The sequence below is a fragment of the endosymbiont of Acanthamoeba sp. UWC8 genome (assembly GCF_000730245.1).
Lineage (GTDB): Bacteria > Pseudomonadota > Alphaproteobacteria > Rickettsiales > Midichloriaceae > Jidaibacter.
Window position 1 is genome coordinate 678,766 of the sequence record NZ_CP004403.1, and the last position, 17,794, is coordinate 696,559.

At 35.4% G+C, this 17,794-nt stretch carries 21 protein-coding genes; 6 read left to right on the forward strand and 15 right to left on the reverse strand.

Annotation, left to right across the window (positions count from 1 at the left end):
• Positions 1 to 24: 24 nt before the first annotated feature.
• The 5 genes from I862_RS07830 to I862_RS03330 form a co-directional block, all read right to left on the reverse strand.
• On the reverse strand, positions 25 to 825 hold the full coding sequence (locus I862_RS07830; protein WP_052646359.1) for an ankyrin repeat domain-containing protein: 801 nt from the start codon (positions 823 to 825) through the stop codon (positions 25 to 27).
• 111 nt (positions 826 to 936) lie between these two features.
• Positions 937 to 1,452, reverse strand: coding sequence for a deoxycytidylate deaminase (locus I862_RS03315; protein WP_038538943.1), 516 nt, complete (start codon positions 1,450 to 1,452; stop codon positions 937 to 939).
• Entirely contained in the window at positions 1,442 to 2,254 is an 813-nt protein-coding gene (locus I862_RS03320; protein ID WP_052646360.1) for a PhzF family phenazine biosynthesis protein, read from the reverse strand. Before I862_RS03320 ends, I862_RS03315 begins: the two co-directional genes overlap by 11 nt.
• 63 nt (positions 2,255 to 2,317) lie before the next feature.
• Positions 2,318 to 3,466 (reverse strand): murein transglycosylase A, encoded by a 1,149-nt coding sequence (gene mltA / locus I862_RS03325; RefSeq protein ID WP_052646361.1) that lies wholly within the window; start codon positions 3,464 to 3,466, stop codon positions 2,318 to 2,320.
• Positions 3,463 to 4,110, reverse strand: coding sequence for a Tim44/TimA family putative adaptor protein (locus I862_RS03330; protein WP_038538945.1), 648 nt, complete (start codon positions 4,108 to 4,110; stop codon positions 3,463 to 3,465). Before I862_RS03330 ends, mltA begins: the two co-directional genes overlap by 4 nt.
• Positions 4,111 to 4,227: 117 nt before the next feature.
• Between I862_RS03330 and secB the strand changes: the two genes are divergently transcribed.
• Both secB and fliQ read left to right on the forward strand, forming a co-directional pair.
• Positions 4,228 to 4,710, forward strand: coding sequence for a protein-export chaperone SecB (gene secB, locus I862_RS03335; RefSeq protein ID WP_038538947.1), 483 nt, complete (start codon positions 4,228 to 4,230; stop codon positions 4,708 to 4,710).
• Positions 4,710 to 4,976, forward strand: a complete 267-nt coding sequence (gene fliQ, locus I862_RS03340) for a flagellar biosynthesis protein FliQ (protein WP_038538949.1) — start codon at positions 4,710 to 4,712, stop codon at positions 4,974 to 4,976. Before secB ends, fliQ begins: the two co-directional genes overlap by 1 nt.
• A gap of 164 nt (positions 4,977 to 5,140) precedes the next feature.
• On the opposite strand, the gene dksA is transcribed toward fliQ, so the two are convergent.
• The 4 genes from dksA to secG all read right to left on the reverse strand — a co-directional run bounded on the left by dksA (position 5,141) and on the right by secG (position 8,187).
• Positions 5,141 to 5,554 (reverse strand): RNA polymerase-binding protein DksA, encoded by a 414-nt coding sequence (dksA, locus tag I862_RS03345; protein ID WP_038541236.1) that lies wholly within the window; start codon positions 5,552 to 5,554, stop codon positions 5,141 to 5,143.
• Positions 5,555 to 5,714: 160 nt separating this feature from the next.
• The gene (locus I862_RS03350; protein WP_038538951.1) at positions 5,715 to 6,188 is read right to left on the reverse strand and encodes a hypothetical protein; all 474 of its coding nucleotides are present in this window, start codon (positions 6,186 to 6,188) and stop codon (positions 5,715 to 5,717) included.
• A gap of 29 nt (positions 6,189 to 6,217) precedes the next feature.
• The gene (locus I862_RS03355; protein WP_038538953.1) at positions 6,218 to 7,849 is read right to left on the reverse strand and encodes a CTP synthase; all 1,632 of its coding nucleotides are present in this window, start codon (positions 7,847 to 7,849) and stop codon (positions 6,218 to 6,220) included.
• Between the two features lie 2 nt (positions 7,850 to 7,851).
• Positions 7,852 to 8,187, reverse strand: a complete 336-nt coding sequence (gene secG, locus I862_RS07835; protein ID WP_158499259.1) for a preprotein translocase subunit SecG — start codon at positions 8,185 to 8,187, stop codon at positions 7,852 to 7,854.
• Positions 8,188 to 8,280: 93 nt separating this feature from the next.
• Here secG and I862_RS03365 point away from each other — a divergent pair, with 93 nt between their 5' ends.
• On the forward strand, positions 8,281 to 8,604 hold the full coding sequence (locus I862_RS03365) for an FtsB family cell division protein (protein WP_038538955.1): 324 nt from the start codon (positions 8,281 to 8,283) through the stop codon (positions 8,602 to 8,604).
• A 49-nt stretch (positions 8,605 to 8,653) separates the two neighbouring features.
• Here the strand turns inward: I862_RS03365 and metG are convergent, their stop codons facing one another.
• Both metG and terL read right to left on the reverse strand, forming a co-directional pair.
• The gene (gene metG / locus I862_RS03370) at positions 8,654 to 10,156 is read right to left on the reverse strand and encodes a methionine--tRNA ligase (protein WP_038538957.1); all 1,503 of its coding nucleotides are present in this window, start codon (positions 10,154 to 10,156) and stop codon (positions 8,654 to 8,656) included.
• A 34-nt stretch (positions 10,157 to 10,190) separates the two neighbouring features.
• Complete coding sequence (gene terL, locus I862_RS03375; RefSeq protein ID WP_075260583.1) at positions 10,191 to 11,600, reverse strand: phage terminase large subunit; 1,410 nt, start codon at positions 11,598 to 11,600, stop codon at positions 10,191 to 10,193.
• Positions 11,601 to 11,660: 60 nt separating this feature from the next.
• Here terL and I862_RS08260 point away from each other — a divergent pair, with 60 nt between their 5' ends.
• Complete coding sequence (locus I862_RS08260) at positions 11,661 to 12,122, forward strand: aminopeptidase P family N-terminal domain-containing protein (RefSeq protein WP_038538959.1); 462 nt, start codon at positions 11,661 to 11,663, stop codon at positions 12,120 to 12,122.
• Positions 12,123 to 12,157: 35 nt separating this feature from the next.
• Positions 12,158 to 13,390, forward strand: a complete 1,233-nt coding sequence (locus I862_RS03385; RefSeq protein WP_233485259.1) for an aminopeptidase family protein P — start codon at positions 12,158 to 12,160, stop codon at positions 13,388 to 13,390.
• Here the strand turns inward: I862_RS03385 and I862_RS03390 are convergent.
• Together I862_RS03390 and I862_RS03395 are read right to left on the reverse strand one after the other, a co-directional pair.
• On the reverse strand, positions 13,387 to 14,685 hold the full coding sequence (locus I862_RS03390; protein ID WP_038538961.1) for a pentapeptide repeat-containing protein: 1,299 nt from the start codon (positions 14,683 to 14,685) through the stop codon (positions 13,387 to 13,389). The genes I862_RS03385 and I862_RS03390 overlap by 4 nt on opposite strands.
• A gap of 21 nt (positions 14,686 to 14,706) precedes the next feature.
• A complete protein-coding gene (locus tag I862_RS03395) occupies positions 14,707 to 15,717 on the reverse strand; it encodes an aspartate-semialdehyde dehydrogenase (RefSeq protein ID WP_038538963.1) in 1,011 nt (336 codons plus the stop codon).
• A 202-nt stretch (positions 15,718 to 15,919) separates the two neighbouring features.
• Here I862_RS03395 and I862_RS03400 point away from each other — a divergent pair, with 202 nt between their 5' ends.
• Positions 15,920 to 16,321, forward strand: a complete 402-nt coding sequence (locus tag I862_RS03400) for a hypothetical protein (RefSeq protein WP_038538965.1) — start codon at positions 15,920 to 15,922, stop codon at positions 16,319 to 16,321.
• Between the two features lie 20 nt (positions 16,322 to 16,341).
• On the opposite strand, the gene I862_RS03405 is transcribed toward I862_RS03400, so the two are convergent.
• Both I862_RS03405 and I862_RS03410 read right to left on the reverse strand, forming a co-directional pair.
• Positions 16,342 to 17,163: a WD_0702 family putative metalloprotease gene (locus I862_RS03405; RefSeq protein ID WP_038538967.1), complete on the reverse strand. Its 822-nt coding sequence runs from the start codon at positions 17,161 to 17,163 to the stop codon at positions 16,342 to 16,344.
• 4 nt (positions 17,164 to 17,167) lie between these two features.
• The gene (locus I862_RS03410; RefSeq protein WP_038538969.1) at positions 17,168 to 17,719 is read right to left on the reverse strand and encodes a hypothetical protein; all 552 of its coding nucleotides are present in this window, start codon (positions 17,717 to 17,719) and stop codon (positions 17,168 to 17,170) included.
• Positions 17,720 to 17,794: the final 75 nt, after the last annotated feature.

The window sequence follows — 17,794 nt, forward strand, 5'->3', positions numbered from 1 at the left end:
TTTGAATATCTTCGGTTTTCATACCTACAGCTCATGGTGGTGAGTGTGCTCGCACATGCTTAAAATACTGCCGACTTTATCCTCATAGTTATGGTATTTAGCCCAATCAGCCACTTCATGATAATCTATATGGCTTTCTTCGCTAAGTTTGTATACCACGTCAAACTGGTTGTTATTAAGTGCATGCCTTAACTCAACAATATCGACTCCGGGCAGCTCTTCACTTTTTATAACTTTATGATAACCGTTCCATATGTTTTGAGATGCTTCAGTATCTTTAAGTAAGGTGGCTATATTTTTATTGTTCTTAAGCGCATAATCATAAGCTTTATTACCTTGTTCATCAATCAAATCAGCCCTTGCTCCGTACCTAACCAACAGTTTTGCTACCTCAAATGCATCTTCTTGATTTTGACATATGGAAGCAGCATGAAGTGCGGTATAGTGATCTTTATAACTTACTATATTAGGATCGGCTTTATATTTCAGTAGCAGCTCAACTAAATCCTTTTTACCGGTAAATGCCGCTAAGTGAAGCGGAGTTAAACCGTCACTTTTACGTTGAATATCGGGGTCAGCACCATTTGATAAATCTTTCATTAAAAGTTTAGGATTATCAATTATCACATCATAATGTAATTTTGATTCACTATTTTTATTAGCGTTCGCTATTATTTCCACAATCTTATGAGCCAAAGGCTTTAAGTTTTCAAACATCCCGTTTAGCATTTCTTCTGCATTTTTTATAAAATTTATAAAATTCTTAACATTTTTCTTATCATTAAGAAAATCGTTTATTAAATTTAATGTTTCATGTTTAGCCATTTTATTTCATCTCCTATACTTAATTTTCATTCACTATAATCTACTTTTAACATAAAAATAAACACTAGATTTGTGAAAATATAAAGGAGCGCTAAAAACTCAAATATTTAACTAAAAGAGATCATAAGGCTTTTCTTTATACAAGCCTTCAATTTTTACTATTTTACCGTCAAATTCTCTTATCTTAACTTCAGCTTCGGTCATAAGTTCACGGGAAATTTCAATGCTGCGTTTCCAATCTTCCTGGTTATCCTGGTGGTTGCCCGGGAAATTAACATCATAAACCACTTCGGTAATACCGGCCTGTATAATTGATTTTGCGCATCTTGAACATGGTATCCAAGGTGTATATATTGTGCAGCCTTTAGCTGAAACCCCAATCCGTGCACAGTGTAAAATTGCATTTTCTTCAGCATGGTTAACCGCAAGCAATTTATACTCTCTATCATAATAACGGTAATCATGATCAGCAATTGCTCTAGGCAAACCGTTATATCCGGTTGATCTTATTTCTTTATCAGGCCCCACAATTACTGCCCCAACACGGGTGCTCGGGTCTTTGCTTTTCATTGAGACCAAATAAGCCATGGTCATAAAATATTCATCCCAGTGTATACTATGCAACATCTCTTAACTCTTTAATATTTAACAAGTTTAATTCACCTACTATTACTGTAACAGCTTTACCTGAAATTAAAACCTTATTTCCAAGATTTTTACACTTAATCACCCCACCCCTTGCAGAAGCCTGGTAAGCGATCATTTCAGTTTTATTCAATTTTTCGCTCCAATAAGGGATAAGCCTACAATGTGCCGATGCACATACCGGATCCTCATTGATCCCTACTCGAGGGGCAAAATATCTTGAAATAAAGTCATATTTATCATCGCGAGAAGTTGCGATCAAAGCGCGGCATGGATATTTTGTAAGCAACGCCAAATCGGGAGCTAATTCTTTTACCTCTCTAGCTTCGGCAAACTCGGTAAATATACAATTCTCGGAAAACCCGACAAATGCAGGTTTAATTTTAATAATTTCAGCAATTGACGGAGAATATTCAATTGAGGTTACATTATAAAGCGGGAAATTCAAGTTTAGCCATTCTCCGGTTTTATTGACAATTAGTTCCCCGGCTAAACTCTTAAAACTAATCTCATCATTTTCATTATGTAATCCTTCTTGAATAAGGATATGGCTTGATGCAAGAGTTGCATGCCCGCAGAGGGGAGCTTCGGAGTTAGGGGTAAACCACCTGATATGGTAGGAATTTTTAGCCAGCGGCTTCACAAAAGCAGTTTCGGAATGATTTACTTCTTTTGCAATATTTTGCATTAATTCTTGAGAAGGGAATTCTTTAACAATACAAACACCAGCAGGGTTGCCCTTAAATTGCTCGGAGGTAAAAGCATCTACAATCCAAATTTTCATGAGGAATACTAAATATAAATTTCTTCACCACTTTACCACTATTTAAATTAGATGCAAAATTATTTAATGAGCTCGATAAACACAAGGAATTCTGATATTTTTTGGAAACATAATATAATATGAGCCTTTATTATTCATATATCCGGCAAGCTCTTCAGCTACTTTCCCCCTGCCGTAAAATATATCCGCGCGTATCGCTCCCTTAATCGCTCCACCCGTATCTTGCGCTATGAATAAACGGTTATAATCAAATGAAGGAAAGTTAGTAGTTTTAGGAGTAGTGGTTTCCACCCAAACCGGAGCTCCATACGGATATAATCTTGCATCAATTGCAATTGATCTCTCGGAAGTTAACGGCACGCCCTGCCCGCCTATCGGGCTATCCCCCTTAACTGAACGGAAAAATACATAAGACGGATTTTCTTCCATAATCTTTTTGCCAGCACTCGGGTTTTTATGTAGCCATACCATCATATCAACAGCTGAGGATATTTTATCCTTACAATGCTTTTTAAAAAGAGGCCCGATTGACTTATAGGAATGCCCGTTTTCATTATGGTAACCGACCTTGAGCTCTCCTCCTTCCTGCAATTTGACTACTCCTGATCCTTGGATATGCATAAAGAAAAGCCTGGCTTTATTGTCCGTATAAGCAATTTCCAATTTTTTACCGTTTAGCAATCCTTTATTGATTGCAGAATGCGAAAAGTGAGCTTTGCCTTTTAATTTTAAAATATCTTTAGGGGTAGCATATATCGGATATTTGAATTTTTTTGTTTTTTTCCTACTTCCATTTAATTCAATTTCATAATAACCGGTAAATTTACCTACATCACTCATCTTAGCATCAAATACCTTATAAGGAATAAACCACTTTTCAAAAAACAGCCTTGCCACTAAATTATTTTTTAAGTTTGAACTTAATGCTTCATTACAGACAGGCATCCAATCACCCACTACTCCGCCGATATCTGTGAGTTTACTGATATGCTTATTCGGTTTGCGTTTGATTATAGCTTGGCAGGATTTTTGAAAAGCTTTAAAGGCGTCAAGTTGGCAATCATATTCCCAGTGTTTTAAATCACTAAAAGCCGCTTGCTGGAAATGCACTTCTTTTAATTGTTTTTTAGTTTTGGTCGGGGCACAAGAACTCAGCCCAAGTATAACTAAGAGGAACATAATCCAGGGAGCTTTTATCTTATTTGGATTCATATGTTTTTTGTTTCTACTAATTCCCAGATAGAAGTGTTACCCTTTAGGTGCTTAGCAAAAACCCAGACATCTTGAATTGTTTGAATTTTTGAAGGGTCACCCGTGATAATGTTACCTAAGTTATCCTTAATCAGATTAATTTGCTCACTGATAAATTTTACTGAAATAGTTAAAATGTTACCGTTTAGCTCAGCATCGGTAATCTCGCACTCTTTAAACCTTATAAGTGTACTTTCATGTACTTCTTTCGCATCATTTCTTCTCTCGATTTCTCTTGCAAAGCTACTGAATACATCGCGGCTAAGCAGTTGTTGTAATACCGATTTATCACCTCCTACATACGCCTTCACAATCACCTCAAATGCTTGCTTTGCCCCGTTTATAAATTTTTCCGCATTAAACCTCGGATCTATTTTTCGTGCTTTATCAAAAGTATCTCTTACCTTCTGCGGCATTGAGGCTTCAAATGCCGAAGCAATATCAATTTCAGCTTCGGTATTATCTTCTCTGGATTGGCGCTTTTTGAAGTTCTTTATTATTTCATTTGTTCTTGTCTCATCCCCATCTTCAACTTTTCCTAAAGTTTTAAAAAGCTTAGTAAATATAAAACCTGCAATAACCGCTAAAATCAATACATCCAACATAGTAATAATACTTTCAAATTTATAAATTTATTTATACTATATTTTTATCAGATTATCTTTGTCTTGTACAAGATAATTTGCTATAAATTAAATTTAGTAAATTAGTTTGGAAGCAATATGGAAAATAATTCGGAGCAACCTCAGAAAAAGAGCTCAGTAGTAGTAAATGCACAATATATTAAAGATTTATCATTTGAAAATCCTAAATCTCCTATGAGCTTAATGCTCGAAGAGCAACCCCAGATGAACGTCTCTCTTGATATTTTAGTTACTCCTCTGGAACCTATGGTTTTTGAAGTAGTACTGAGTATTGAGGTGCGAAGCTCTGCTAAGGGAGAAGATTTATTCATCATTGATTTGCATTACGGAGGAGTGTTTACCCTTGAAGCTGAGAATGATGCCGAAAAAGAACTCACCCTTCTGGTTTACTGTCCTTCTATTCTTTTTCCTTATGCAAGAAGGATTATTTCCGACGTCTCCAGAGACGGTGGCTTTCCACCGCTTATGATTTCACCTATCGATTTTATGGGGCTTTATTCTCAGAAGAAAGCCAATGAAGCGGCACCGAATAAAGAAGAAGAAAGCAAAGTTATAAACTGATGGAACCTAATTTAATAATTGATATAGCAAAAGAGGCGATCTGGGTATACTTTAAGTTAGCCTTACCTCTTTTACTTATTTCACTTTTTATCGGGCTGATAATTTCCCTCTTCCAGGCATTAACTCAAATTCAAGAAGCTACTCTTTCATTCGTACCGAAGGTCATCGTAGTATTCTTAAGTCTTATTTTTCTTTTTCCTTTTATCGGCAGTAGCTTAAGTGACTTTAGCGATCATCTCTTCTCTTTTATGATCAATTTGGATTAACTGCATCTTTTTACAATATCCCAGACACAAGCCACTAGCCCTTTTTAGTGGTCAAAGGCATATAACTCTATCTCAAAATAGAGCCCACCTTAAATCTTCTTTAAAAACTACTTTTCAGGTTAAGAATTAAATACGACAAGTTAATACCCGGAGCTATCCGTAAATTAATCTTCATTATGGCTCTTTTCAAAACGTTCATGTCTTTCCTGCGCTTCAATTGAGAGGGTAGCGACCGGCCTTGCTTCCAACCTCTTAACTCCGATCGGCTCACCGGTATCATCACAATACCCGTAAGTACCTTTAGCAATCCTCATTAACGCAGCATCAATCTTATCAATAAGTTTACGATACCTATCACGGGTTCTGAGCTCAAAAGTAGTCTCTGTTTCAATACTTGCCCGGTCATTCAAATCCGGCTCGTTCCAGTTCTCTTCCTTCAAGTGTTCAACTGTCTGCATAGATTCGGAAAGTAAATCCGCTTTCCATTTTAATAGCTTTCTTCTAAAGTACTCCAACTGATAAGACCCCATATATTCTTCAGATTCGGAAGGCTTATAGTCGTGAGGTAAATCTACTATTTTTATGTCTGACATGTTTGCAACTAAAATTTAATTAAGCTATTTGATTTTATATCTAAAAGCCCCAAATGATCAAGGAGAATTAATTAAATAGTTTAGGGTTTAAGCTAGGTAAATAGTATTTTAGATCTCCTCTCTTAAATAGAATGAATAACTTAAATTATTCGTTATCTCTTTTCTTAACTTCTTTTCCCCATTCATTAACAAGCTTATCAAGTTCGTCGTTGAGCTTATTAATCTTAAACTGGACTAAAACATTTTTTATTAACAAATTTATATTCGGAAAACACCAGTAAACTACCCAACCAATTGTACTATAGCTGTAAATATATAACCAGGTTTTAGGCTCAAGAATAAATTTGATCGCCATATCATGAGCTTGGCTGTAATTGAGAATAATTTGTATTAAGTACGGGGCTATGCCGGCAAAGTTAAACATTAATACTATTTTCGTTAAGTATTTGTTTTGATAACGATCTACTACGCCTGCAATAAATCCGGGTAACATTCCAAAGAGAATTAAAAATAATACATGAGTAGAAAAGACGGCAATAATAACCATAAGCACGGTTATAAAAAACCCGCCGATACCTATCGGGGAAGTTGCCTCACTTTGTTTTTCTACTTTCCTCATATGTATGAGCCTTTAACCTTAACTCTAATTTATAAAATGCCTTTTCTATTATTTATCACAGCATTTATAAAAGATGTAAAGAGAGGATGTGGCTCGAATGGCTTAGATTTTAATTCAGGGTGAAACTGTACCCCTAAAAACCATGGGTGATCTTTAAGTTCGATAATTTCCATAAGCTTTTTATCTTTTGATATTCCGCTAAAAGTGAAACCGACGGATTCCAATCCATCTTTATAGTTAATATTGAATTCATACCTATGTCGATGGCGTTCGCTTATAATCTCCCGGTTATAAATTTGGTATGCAAGGGTATCTTTTTGTAATACACAATCATAAGCTCCCAAGCGCATAGTGCCGCCCAAATCTTCATTTACTTCCCGCTTCTCGGTAGCTCCGCTTTTTTCCCATTCGGTAAGTAATCCGATAATATTAGTGCAGTGCTCAGTAAATTCAGTTGAACTTGCATTTTCAATATTCAACAAATTCCTGGCCGCTTCAATAGAAGCTAATTGCATCCCAAGGCAAATACCGAAAAAAGGAATCTTGTTGATACGCGCATATTTTATTGCAGCAATTTTCCCTTCTATGCCTCGGCTTCCGAAACCACCGGGCACCATGATTCCATGTACGTCTTTAAGTTTTTCATCTGCATTTAAATCATTAAGGCTTGATGCATTTACCCAACATAGTTTAACTACACATTTATGATATATTCCGGCGTGATCAAAAGCTTCAATTAAAGATTTATAAGCATCTTTAAGCTTATTATATTTACCGACGATCGCAATTTTTACTTCTTGTTCCGGGTTTTCTGCTGAATGAATAATATTATGCCACTTATCAAGATTAGGTTTCACATCATAAGGTAGATTGAAGCATTTTAATACCTGCTTATCAAGTTGCTCTTCATGGTAAGCAACTGGAACGCGGTATATGTTTTTCTGGTCTAACGCCTGGATTACCGAATCTTCCGGAATATTGCAAAACAGAGCAATCTTTTGACGCTCGGAGAGCGGAATTTCTCTTTCCGAACGGCATAATAAGATATTAGGCTGAATACCAATCGATCTTAATTCTTTTACCGAATGTTGGGTAGGCTTGGTTTTTAGCTCTTTTGCCGCATTTATATAAGGAACTAAAGTCAAATGTACATAGATAGACTTACTGCTACCGAACTCATAGCCTAGCTGCCTAATTGCTTCGAAAAACGGCAGTGCTTCAATATCTCCGACCGTGCCGCCTATTTCACATAATACGAAGTCTGCATCTTCCGTGCCTTCTTTGATAAACTCTTTAATTAAATCGGTCACATGTGGTATTACCTGCACGGTTCCGCCTAAATAATCTCCCCTTCTCTCTTTAGCAAGAAGCTTAGAGTATATTCTGCCGGCAGTAGTATTATCACCTTTTCTAGCCGGAACCCCGGTAAATCTTTCATAATGCCCGAGATCAAGATCCGCCTCTGCCCCATCATCGGTTACAAAAACTTCCCCGTGTTGGTAAGGGCTCATAGTGCCCGGATCAACATTCAAATAAGGATCAAGTTTTTTCAGTCTTATTTTATATCCTCTTGCTTGCAGCAATGCTCCCAGTGAAGCGGAGGCCAGGCCTTTTCCCAAAGAAGAAACGACTCCGCCCGTAATAAAGATAAATTTTGCCATATTTATTTTGCAATCGGTGCTTGCGGCATTTCCTTAGCCTTACGGGAATGCTTACGGTCAATCACCAGATGTTCGTCTCCGATAGATTCAATTATTGATTTAGCTTCTTTTCTTTCTAATATCACCAGTTTTGCTAAAGCTAAGCTGTTTATCATAAATGCTGCAGCTAAAAACATTGTTAGTTTAGAAAAAATATTACCTGTTGCTCGGCCGGATAAAACGTTATGCCCGCCTCCTGATAGACCTGAAAGCCCGTCATTTCCTGTTTTTTGTATTAAAATAACTGCGACCAGCGCTAAAACGATGAAGATTTGTAAGATTAAGAGTACTGTTGCCATATATCCCATGTTATGCTAATTAGTGGAATATAATAATATTTTTAAGTATAACTTGCAACTTTGATTTCAGTATTTTTAAATTAATATATCAATATGAGTAAACATCAAAATAACAAAAAGGCCGCCAATTTAAGTATAATCGGGCTTAATCTTATAATATATTTATTGGTTATTTATTTTATTTATCACTCGTTAAACGGAGAACGCGGTATATTTGCCTATCGAAGGCTTTCTAAGGAACTGGAAATTAAACGGAGTACTCTGACGAGCTTAACTACTGAAAAATCTCAACTGGAAAATAAAGTCGGGCTTATAAGCAAAGATAAAGTTGATCTTGATATGCTTGACGAGCTGGTAAGAAGGAAACTCGGGCTAGCCGGCAAAAATGATATCATGATAATAATTAAAAAGGATTAATAATAAAATACCTCACCCATATTAAACGGGCAAGGTGTTACCGGTTAGCTTAACCTTCCAACCTCGGAAATACTCCGAACGGCTCATTAATTTCATGGCCTTCTTTCAAAGCAAAGTCTTTGTTTAAAGTATTAAAGCTTCTTTCTTTAACATTTAGAATATCAAGAATTTTGCCGGAAGCATCAGGCATTATAGGTTGTAATAAAATTGCAATTACTCTTATTACTTCAGCTAAAGTATATAGTACCGAACCCATTCTCTCTACATCGGTTTTTCTTAAATTCCAAGGAGCCTCGCGATCAATATATTCGTTAGCTTTTGCACTTAAATCTATGATAAATTGTATAGCATGATTTATGCCCTGTTGATCGATTTCTTTTCTTATCTTATCAATTGTCTGATAAGCAAAATTTAAAAATTCAACATCCTTATCGTTTAATGTGGAAGAATAAGGTACTTTCATTTCGCAATTTTTATATATAAAGGAGAGCACTCTTTGCGATAAATTACCGATATTATTAGCCAGATCCGCATTTACTCTGCTGATAAAACTTGATCTTGAGTAATTACCGTCATTACCGAACGGCACCTCCTTCATCATAAAATAACGAACATAATCTAAGCCGAATTCTTCAACCAAGTTCACGGGATTAATAGTATTACCTAATGACTTTGATATTTTAACCCCTTCGTTAGTCCACCAACCATGCGCAAAAACTTTTTTCGGGAGCTCAATTCCGGCAGCCATCAAAAATGCCGGCCAATAAACCGCATGAAACCTTAAAATATCTTTACCCACCACATGTAAATCACATGGCCAATAATGCGAATTTTCTCCTCCAAGTGCCGATATATAATTAAATAAGGCATCCAGCCAAACATAAATTACATGCTGCTCATCTCCCGGAACCGGTATTCCCCACTTAAACGAGGTTCTCGATACCGATAAATCGGTGAGGCCTGATTTCACAAAAGATATCACCTCATTCCTTCTTGAAGGAGGTGCAATAAAATTCGGGCTTTCTTCATATAATTTAAGCAACTTATCCTGCCAAGCCGATAATTTAAAGAAATAGCTGGGCTCTTCCAACCACTCCACATCAGCTCCAGTTGGTGCTTTGCCGTCAACCAGCTCGGATTCACTGTAAAAAGCTTCGTCACGAACTGCATACCATCCTGAATATTTACCTAAATAAATATTACCGCTATCAACTAATCTCTGCCAAATTTCAGCTACATATTTTTTATGCCTTTCTTCAGAGGTTCTGATAAAATCATCATTGGAAAAATTCATTGTTTGAGAAAGATTTTTAAAGCTTACATAGACCTTATCGGTAAATGCTTGCGGGTCTTTGCCTGCTTTCACCGCGGATTTTTCAATTTTTTGCCCATGTTCATCGGTGCCGGTCAAGAACATAACATCAAACCCGTCCAGGCGTTTAAACCTTGCTAATATATCACATGCAAGCGATGTGTAAGCATGCCCGATGTGAGGAATATCATTTACATAATAAATTGGAGTAGTAATGTAAAATTTAGGTTTTACCGACATATCAGCTATATTATTATGATTTTGTAAGCAAACTTTATACTCTTCTTAAACTCATTTCCAGTTCTTTTTTATTTCTTACCCAAAGTAAAAACTGAGTTATAGAATCAACTTGGTCATCATTTTTTACATTCGGGAAGCAAAACAGCTCCTCTTCCAGCCCCTCAAGCCATTCTCTACAGCTAGGAAAATAAACTTTCCCTGCTTCAAATAATATTGAAGTAAGTACTAATCTGGTAACTTTATCATATTTCGGAGTGGACTTAATAATGTTAAGCGGCGAAGATAACAATTCCTGGATAAGTTGCTGGCCGCTTGCCTTATCTTCTATTATAATCCCGATTGCATTATGTTTCTGCTGTTGCTGCAAAATACTTTTTTTAAGTTCAGGGTAATTGAGTTTATCACGAAAAATATCCAGTAAATAAAAATTGTTCTCTTTTAGCCCCCATGTAGTACATACGGAATAATCGTTCGACTCTCCATTTTTGATGGCGGTATCCCAACTTTGATATATTTCTTCTATCCCTTCGGCATTATCATATCTTAAAATCCAGTTGGGTTTTATTATTCCTGAGTTAGTCGTCAAGGGATTTTGCTGATACTGAGCTTCATATGCGTAAGCTCCCATCTCTTGTTTATACATATTTAAAGTTTCCGCATTATCTATACTTTCATTAAGTATCTCCCCTTTTTTTCTTAAGCGATAAAAACTGTTAAATTTTATTTCTTCATTTTTTTCAGCAACCGCTTGTAGCTTTAAATGTTTAAAAATATTCTTCTTAAGTAAATATCCGCTTAAATCATCAGGGTGTAACCTTTGCATAACTAAAATAATCGCCCCGTTTTTTTTATCGTTTAAGCGTGAAGAAAGAGTTTGCTCATACCAATTAATACATTTCAAGCGCTCAAGTCTACTCATTGCTTTGAGGGATGAAACGGGGTCATCAATTATTATAATATCTGCTCCTTCTCCCGTCAGTGTACTACCTACCGAGGTTGCAAACCTGAACCCGTGCTCATCGGTTGAGAATTTATGTTTTTGGTTTTGCCCGTGCTTAATTTTAAACTTAGGAAAATATTGCTGAAACCATCCAGTTTCCGTAATGCTCTTTGAATCCTGCGAATGCTTATTGCTTAATGCCTGGTTATAAGAAGCCACGATAATTTTCTTATTCGGGTTATTGCCCAGTATCCATGCCGGCCAGGCAACACTGATACAAAAGGATTTTAGTGCACGAGGCGGCATATTAATTAATAATCGCTTTATCTGTTTTTTCTCAACTGCTCTTAGGTGCTCAAGAATTAAATCAAGGTGCCAGTTATCAATAAATTTTTGATTGGGATGTAAAGTTTCAAAGCTCTTAACCAGGAAGCTTTTAAGATCAAGGTGATATAATTTTTTTAATATATTTTGGGTTTCACTTTTTTTGTTTAAATTTTGCATTATAATCAAAACGGTAAGTTCAATGGAATTTTAACATAACTACTAAGCACCTGGAAGCCCATGCAAGATAAGATCCTTAATTTAAGAGCGTTATTTCCTACATATGATATTGACGGTTATATCATTCCTTCAAGTGACGAATTTAATAACGAATACCTCCCTAAACATTTAAAGCGCTTAAAGTGGCTAACCGGCTTTACTGGCTCCAACGGCCTATGTATCATTACTGATAAATTTAAAGCTTTTTTTACCGACGGGCGCTACTTAATTCAAGCTAAAACGGAGCTCGGAGATGATTATCAAATATTTAATATGACAAATGAAGAATATACTAAATTTTTCACTTCTATTGAAGGCTCTAAGCTTGGATTTGATCCAAATCTGCTTACCAAATCAGCATATGATCATTATTGCTCTTTAGCTAAAAAGCTTAATATCGAGTTAATTCCATTAACTAAAAATTTAATTGATGAAATCTGGCTGGATAAACCATTACCAAAAAAAGTAATATTATTGAATTAGGTTTAGAGTTTGTTGGATTAAGCAGAGAAGAGAAAATTAAACAGGTTCTTGAAAATTTTTCCGATTGTGCGGATTATTTACTGCTCACCTCATTAGATTCAATTTGTTGGCTGTTGAATATAAGAGCTGATGATATCAGCTATACACCATTTTTACTATCATACTTGATTATGGATAAAGAAGGCAACCTAGAGCTTTTCCTAGATCAAAACAACCAAGATTTTCAGCTAAAAAATATCAAGGTAAGAACATTTAAAGAATTAAAACCATATTACCTGGAGTTAGTTAATAGTAACAAAAAAATAGCTTTTGATCTGACTTCCTGTTCTTACTGGTTTTTTGCTAACGCTGAGCGTGAGCAAATCATGTCTATTTCAGATCCTTGCCAAATGCTGAAAGCCTGTAAAAATAAAGTTGAAATCAAGGGCTTTAGAGATGGACATATTGAAGACGGCATAGCACTTTGTAAATTCCTATTTTGGCTTGAGCATAATATTGATAATGGAATAAATGAAGTGAGGGCAGCTAAAAAATTGCTCGAGCTGCGAAAAGAAGGAAAATATTTTCAATACCCGAGCTTCGGTTCTATTTCAGCTTTTAAACAAAACGGTGCGATTATTCATTATCACCCTACCCCAAGAACTTGCCTTAAACTAAACCGGGACGGGTTATATTTAATTGATTCGGGAGGACAATATTTGAATTGTACTACCGATGTCACCAGAGTCACTTGCTTCGGAAAAGCTCCTCAAGAACAAACAACTAATTTTACTTTGGTGCTAAAAGGTTTTATCACCCTTTCAAAAGCTGTTTTCCCGGTATCCGCCACCGGGCTTCAGCTAGATGCATTAGCTCGTTATCCGCTGTGGCAACATGGTTTAAATTATCCGCACGGCACCGGGCATGGAGTTGGGCATTTTTTATCGGTGCATGAAAAACCGAATAATATATCTCCTGCAAAGCACTCATATGTAGCATTGAAGCCCGGTATGATCACTTCAATTGAACCGGGATTTTATAAACAAGGTGAATACGGGATAAGGATTGAAAATTTAGCTCTTGTAAAAGAATCCGAATACCCGGGGTTTTTGGAATTTGAGGCTCTTACCTTAGCCCCGATTGAAAGTAAGCTTATTAATGTAAATTTACTCGATGAAGGAGAAAAAACCTGGCTTAATCATTATCATGAGAAAGTCTATAACAACATAGCACCCCATTTAAATCGAGAAGAAAAAAAGTGGCTTAAGGATAAAACCGATCTGCTTTAAGAAGCAGGTGCCTTCCCTGCTGCTTGCGATGCTGGTTGAGAATTAGTTAAAATAGCCTCGGCGTTTTGATTAGAAAGTCCTTTAACATTTTGCATAGAAGTATTAGTTATTTTAAGCCCGTCAACTTTAATGCCGTTTAATATAGCTAAATCTAAATTACTGCTATATATACGAGCACCCGACAAATTAGAAAATGATAAATCTACTTTTTCCATATAAGTTGAATTTATTATAGCGTCTTTTAATATAGTATTATTCAATTTCGCATTAGTTAAAATAGAATCGGATAAGTTAATTGCCGTTAAATTTGAACCTCCGAAGTCAGCATTATTCAATATAGATTTAGTAAAATTGCTCTTAACCAGACTGGCATTTTTAAAAATAGTATCTTCTAAATTTGATTTAGAGAACTTACTTTCTAAAATTATCGAATTGCTAAAATCAGCTGCTTCCCCATATATTTTAGTTAAATTTGATTTTAAAATATTGCTGCGTTGAAAATTTGCAAAAAATAAAACCGAGTTACTAAGGTTAGTGTTATTAATTTTAGTATTAGATAAATCTGCGGAATATAAGTTAGTTTTTTGCCAATCGGCATTTTTTAAATGTATATTAGATAATGTTGCATATTTGAATTTCGCTTCAGATGCTTTGCTGTTGCTGAAATCACTGCCTGTAAAATCACTATAGGAGAAATCGGCATGATTTAAAGCTGCTTCTTCAAAATCAGCACCTTTAAAATTTGCTTTATTACCGATTGCTCCTACCAAATCTGCTTTATAGAATTTAGCTTCTTCAGCATAAACCGAGTTAAAGCTGGCTTTTTTAAGTTCAGCTTTGGAAAAATTAGCAACTGCTAAGCTCGCCTCATCAAAAATAACTCTTTCAGCCTTTGCGTTTCTAAAATCAGATTCTTCCAAATATGCATTTTTAAAGTTGCAATCAGTTAATACCGAATTAGCAAAATTTGCCCTTAATAATTGAGCATTAGAGAAATCAAGCCCTGATAAATCCAATCCTGATAAATTAGTGCCTAAGTCCTGAGTAATTTTAATAGGCTCCTGTTTATCTCTTTGCTTATCTAAATAGCTTTCAATTACTTTACGAGTAAGATTGGATTTAACAACTTTAACTTCCTCTATTTTCCTATCGCTTGAAGAAGAGCTGATTTCTCCTATAATATCATCAAACTCTTGTAATATATTAGAATCGTTTGCTTCTTGGCTATAAGCATTAACTGAAAATATATTTGCTGCAACAAATATTGCTCTAAAAGCTAAGCTTTTGATATTCATCGAATTTAACTTAAAAATCTATTATAAATACTTTTGTACAAGTTCTTCGGCGATTTGTACAGCATTTAAAGCAGCCCCTTTTCTTAAATTATCACAAACTACCCACATATTAAGAGCGTTAGGGTGAGTAAGATCTCTTCTTATTCTGGAAACGAATACGGCGGTTTCGCCTGCAGCTTCTATAGGCGTTATATAATGATTATCCTCAGGATTATCTATAACCAATACTCCGTCGGCTTCATTTAATGCTTCTCTTGCTTCTTCAGTGGTAATGCTGTTTTCAAACTCTACATATACGGATTCCGAATGCCCGACAAACACCGGCACTCTTACACAAGTTGCCGAAAGCAGAATAGAGGGATCTAAAATCTTCTTTATTTCGTCATGCATTTTCCATTCTTCTCTAGTGTAATCATCTTCTACAAATTCATCAATATGAGGGATTATATTAAATGCAATACTTTTAGGCAAAACGTTTGCCGGAACATGAGCGTTCATATATTTTGCCTTAGTTTGTCTAAACAACTCATCCATTGCGTTCTTGCCTGCTCCTGATACCGACTGATAGGTAGAAACTATTACCCGCTTTATTTTCGCACATGCATGCAATGGCTTCAACGCAACAACCAACTGAATTATTGAGCAATTAGGATTAGCAATAATATTTTTCTTATGAAAATCTTTTAGATCATCAATGTTTACTTCCGGAACAATAAGCGGAACCTCAGTATCCATTCTAAAGTAAGATGAATTATCAATTACTATGCACCCACTCTTTGCAGCAATATCGGCATATTTTTTTGCTACCTCAGAACCTGCGGAAAAGAGCGCAATATCGGTTCCCGTGAAATCATAACCTTCAAGAGCTTGAACTTCTAATATTTCATCTCCGAAGCTAAGTTTTTTACCCCTCGACTTTTGTGAAGCTAGGGCAACTATTTCATTTACCGGAAATTCTCTATCAGATAAACACTTAAGCATTTCCCTCCCGACGTTACCCGTGGCTCCGACAACTGCTACTTTAAACGACATACTTAGCTCCAAATGCTTAAATTTTAGCCCGAATTGTAGTATAAAACTTACTTTTTACAACAAAGAAATGTGAGTGGCAAAAAACGGACAATAAAATCATAATTATAAATTCAGTAAAAATATTAATTATATGTAAATAATTATAGATATCTTACTATAGGAGAATATAATAATTTTAATTAAACAAAATTTGGTATTGGTAATGACCGAAGCTAAAATCAATGTAAATTCAAATATTAATATTTATGCAAATGATAATGAATTTGATTCTTCTTTAGAGTCGGAAATTATTCTCGGTATCAATACCCTATCCGAGCTTGAAGTCATTAACAATGTAAAAGCTTTTCTTCTTCGTACCGGTAGATTCTCTCCGGAGATAATTGAAGAATCCATGTTAAAAGCAATTGAAACTTACAAACCGAGTAGCCTTGAAGAACTTTTATCTAAGGAAAATTTATTATATCGGGAAGAAGATTTAGCTTCGGCTTACAAGGGTCGATTAACCATAAAAGAAATGATGGAAGATTTTGATGAAAAATATGGAGATAATTTTCAAGACACTATAGATCCTGATATTCATTGGGAATTTTACGAACCTTGCTAAACCTCAGCAAATATATCCCTCTAACCGAAAGGATTGCTTTTTATTGACTTAACCGCCCTACCCCAAGCAGGCTTGTTAGGGTTCTCATGGATTGAATTATGCTTAGTTTCAGTCCATTTAGGCTTAATCTCTTCTAAAGGCTTTATATATTCTTTGCTTTTAGTTGCAATATTAAAATTAATCTTTGAATTTATAGTATTATAAAAATCTCCGGCTAAAAACTTTACCGTATTATCAAAAAACTGATATATCTCCTGCATATTATAGCCATATTGAGCACCAAACCCCGCTACTTCCTTTGCACTAGCTACCAGCTGAAAAAATCGCGCAAACCATTCAGAAATTTTATGCGCTGCGGGATAATTTTCCACCTCACTAACCATAATTTGCTTTATAGCGGCTCGCAGTGAAACATTATTTGAATTATGAATTTTTAAATCTAGGCTTATTTTATCCGCAAATGGTTGAATAGAAGTAAAATCCCCTTCTCCTTCCAACATATGCGCAAGTTCATGTACAATTACATCAGCGGATATTTTTTTTATTGTTATCACATAATTTTTTTCCGACTTAATTTTATTTAAAACCTTATTAAATGAGCTGCCTTCAATTGTTCTGCAATTACCCTCATCAAGTTCGAAAAACCTTCTGTCATACACATTAAAGCTCAGCCTACCTTTCATGCATAATGTAGTAACTAAATCAAACATATGTTTAAATACTTCATACTGATAAAGCTTCTTAACCTCGGCCATGAACCTGGTCATATTTAAACTATTTTCAGCTTTGGTGTTCAGTTCGATTATTTCAAGCGGGGTTTTATTAATGATCGGTAGATTCATAAACTTATTTTATAATAATTTTTTCAATACAATTCATTCCTGAGATTATCGGGGTAGCTACAGCACGCAATAAGCTTATATTGCAGTTAGTTGCCGCCTTAGCTTTAACTCTCTGATTCTTTCCTCTCTGGGTACGATCAGGTATAACCGTAATTGAGGACTCATCAACACTTATTGAAACCACTGCCGACAACCCGTCTTCAGCCAGCTTAAAAGAATCTACTTTTGCTTGATAATTAATTGATAGTACGGATTTACTGATTCTTATCAAATACGCTATATATTCTTCTCTGCTTCTGTTTATAATGCCCCTTTCGGTTTTATCAGGCAAGGTGGAATCTACTCCGGTTATCTGATAGATAAACCTTGCTTCAGTGTCAGCATAATAGCTAAAAAAGCGTTTTATTTTAGCAGCATCCTGAGTAGAAAGAACCGCATACATATCCATCACCAGCTTTTCTGCACTATCTTTATTTAAAGAAGACGCATAAGCTTTAGAATATGCCGCTTGAGATACCACTATTATCAACAAAAAAACTAATAAGCTTTTTTTCATATATTGTTTAGAGTTAAGTCTACTTAATATAATGCGCTAAGAGTAGTAAAAAGGTCAATTTATTTTATAATTTTA

Excerpts from the sequence above, each read along its gene's own strand:
- I862_RS07830 (WP_052646359.1), bottom strand. The coding sequence starts at position 825 with ATGGCTAAACATGAAACATTAAATTTAATAAACGATTTTCTTAATGAT.
- I862_RS03315 (WP_038538943.1), bottom strand. The coding sequence starts at position 1,452 with ATGTTGCATAGTATACACTGGGATGAATATTTTATGACCATGGCTTAT.
- I862_RS03320 (WP_052646360.1), bottom strand. The coding sequence starts at position 2,254 with ATGAAAATTTGGATTGTAGATGCTTTTACCTCCGAGCAATTTAAGGGC.
- mltA (WP_052646361.1), bottom strand. The coding sequence starts at position 3,466 with ATGAATCCAAATAAGATAAAAGCTCCCTGGATTATGTTCCTCTTAGTT.
- I862_RS03330 (WP_038538945.1), bottom strand. The coding sequence starts at position 4,110 with ATGTTGGATGTATTGATTTTAGCGGTTATTGCAGGTTTTATATTTACT.
- secB (WP_038538947.1), top strand. The coding sequence starts at position 4,228 with ATGGAAAATAATTCGGAGCAACCTCAGAAAAAGAGCTCAGTAGTAGTA.
- fliQ (WP_038538949.1), top strand. The coding sequence starts at position 4,710 with ATGGAACCTAATTTAATAATTGATATAGCAAAAGAGGCGATCTGGGTA.
- I862_RS03350 (WP_038538951.1), bottom strand. The coding sequence starts at position 6,188 with ATGAGGAAAGTAGAAAAACAAAGTGAGGCAACTTCCCCGATAGGTATC.
- I862_RS03355 (WP_038538953.1), bottom strand. The coding sequence starts at position 7,849 with ATGGCAAAATTTATCTTTATTACGGGCGGAGTCGTTTCTTCTTTGGGA.
- secG (WP_158499259.1), bottom strand. The coding sequence starts at position 8,187 with ATGGCAACAGTACTCTTAATCTTACAAATCTTCATCGTTTTAGCGCTG.
- I862_RS03365 (WP_038538955.1), top strand. The coding sequence starts at position 8,281 with ATGAGTAAACATCAAAATAACAAAAAGGCCGCCAATTTAAGTATAATC.
- metG (WP_038538957.1), bottom strand. The coding sequence starts at position 10,156 with ATGTCGGTAAAACCTAAATTTTACATTACTACTCCAATTTATTATGTA.
- terL (WP_075260583.1), bottom strand. The coding sequence starts at position 11,600 with ATGCAAAATTTAAACAAAAAAAGTGAAACCCAAAATATATTAAAAAAA.
- I862_RS08260 (WP_038538959.1), top strand. The coding sequence starts at position 11,661 with ATGCAAGATAAGATCCTTAATTTAAGAGCGTTATTTCCTACATATGAT.
- I862_RS03390 (WP_038538961.1), bottom strand. The coding sequence starts at position 14,685 with ATGAATATCAAAAGCTTAGCTTTTAGAGCAATATTTGTTGCAGCAAAT.
- I862_RS03395 (WP_038538963.1), bottom strand. The coding sequence starts at position 15,717 with ATGTCGTTTAAAGTAGCAGTTGTCGGAGCCACGGGTAACGTCGGGAGG.
- I862_RS03400 (WP_038538965.1), top strand. The coding sequence starts at position 15,920 with ATGACCGAAGCTAAAATCAATGTAAATTCAAATATTAATATTTATGCA.
- I862_RS03405 (WP_038538967.1), bottom strand. The coding sequence starts at position 17,163 with ATGAATCTACCGATCATTAATAAAACCCCGCTTGAAATAATCGAACTG.
- I862_RS03410 (WP_038538969.1), bottom strand. The coding sequence starts at position 17,719 with ATGAAAAAAAGCTTATTAGTTTTTTTGTTGATAATAGTGGTATCTCAA.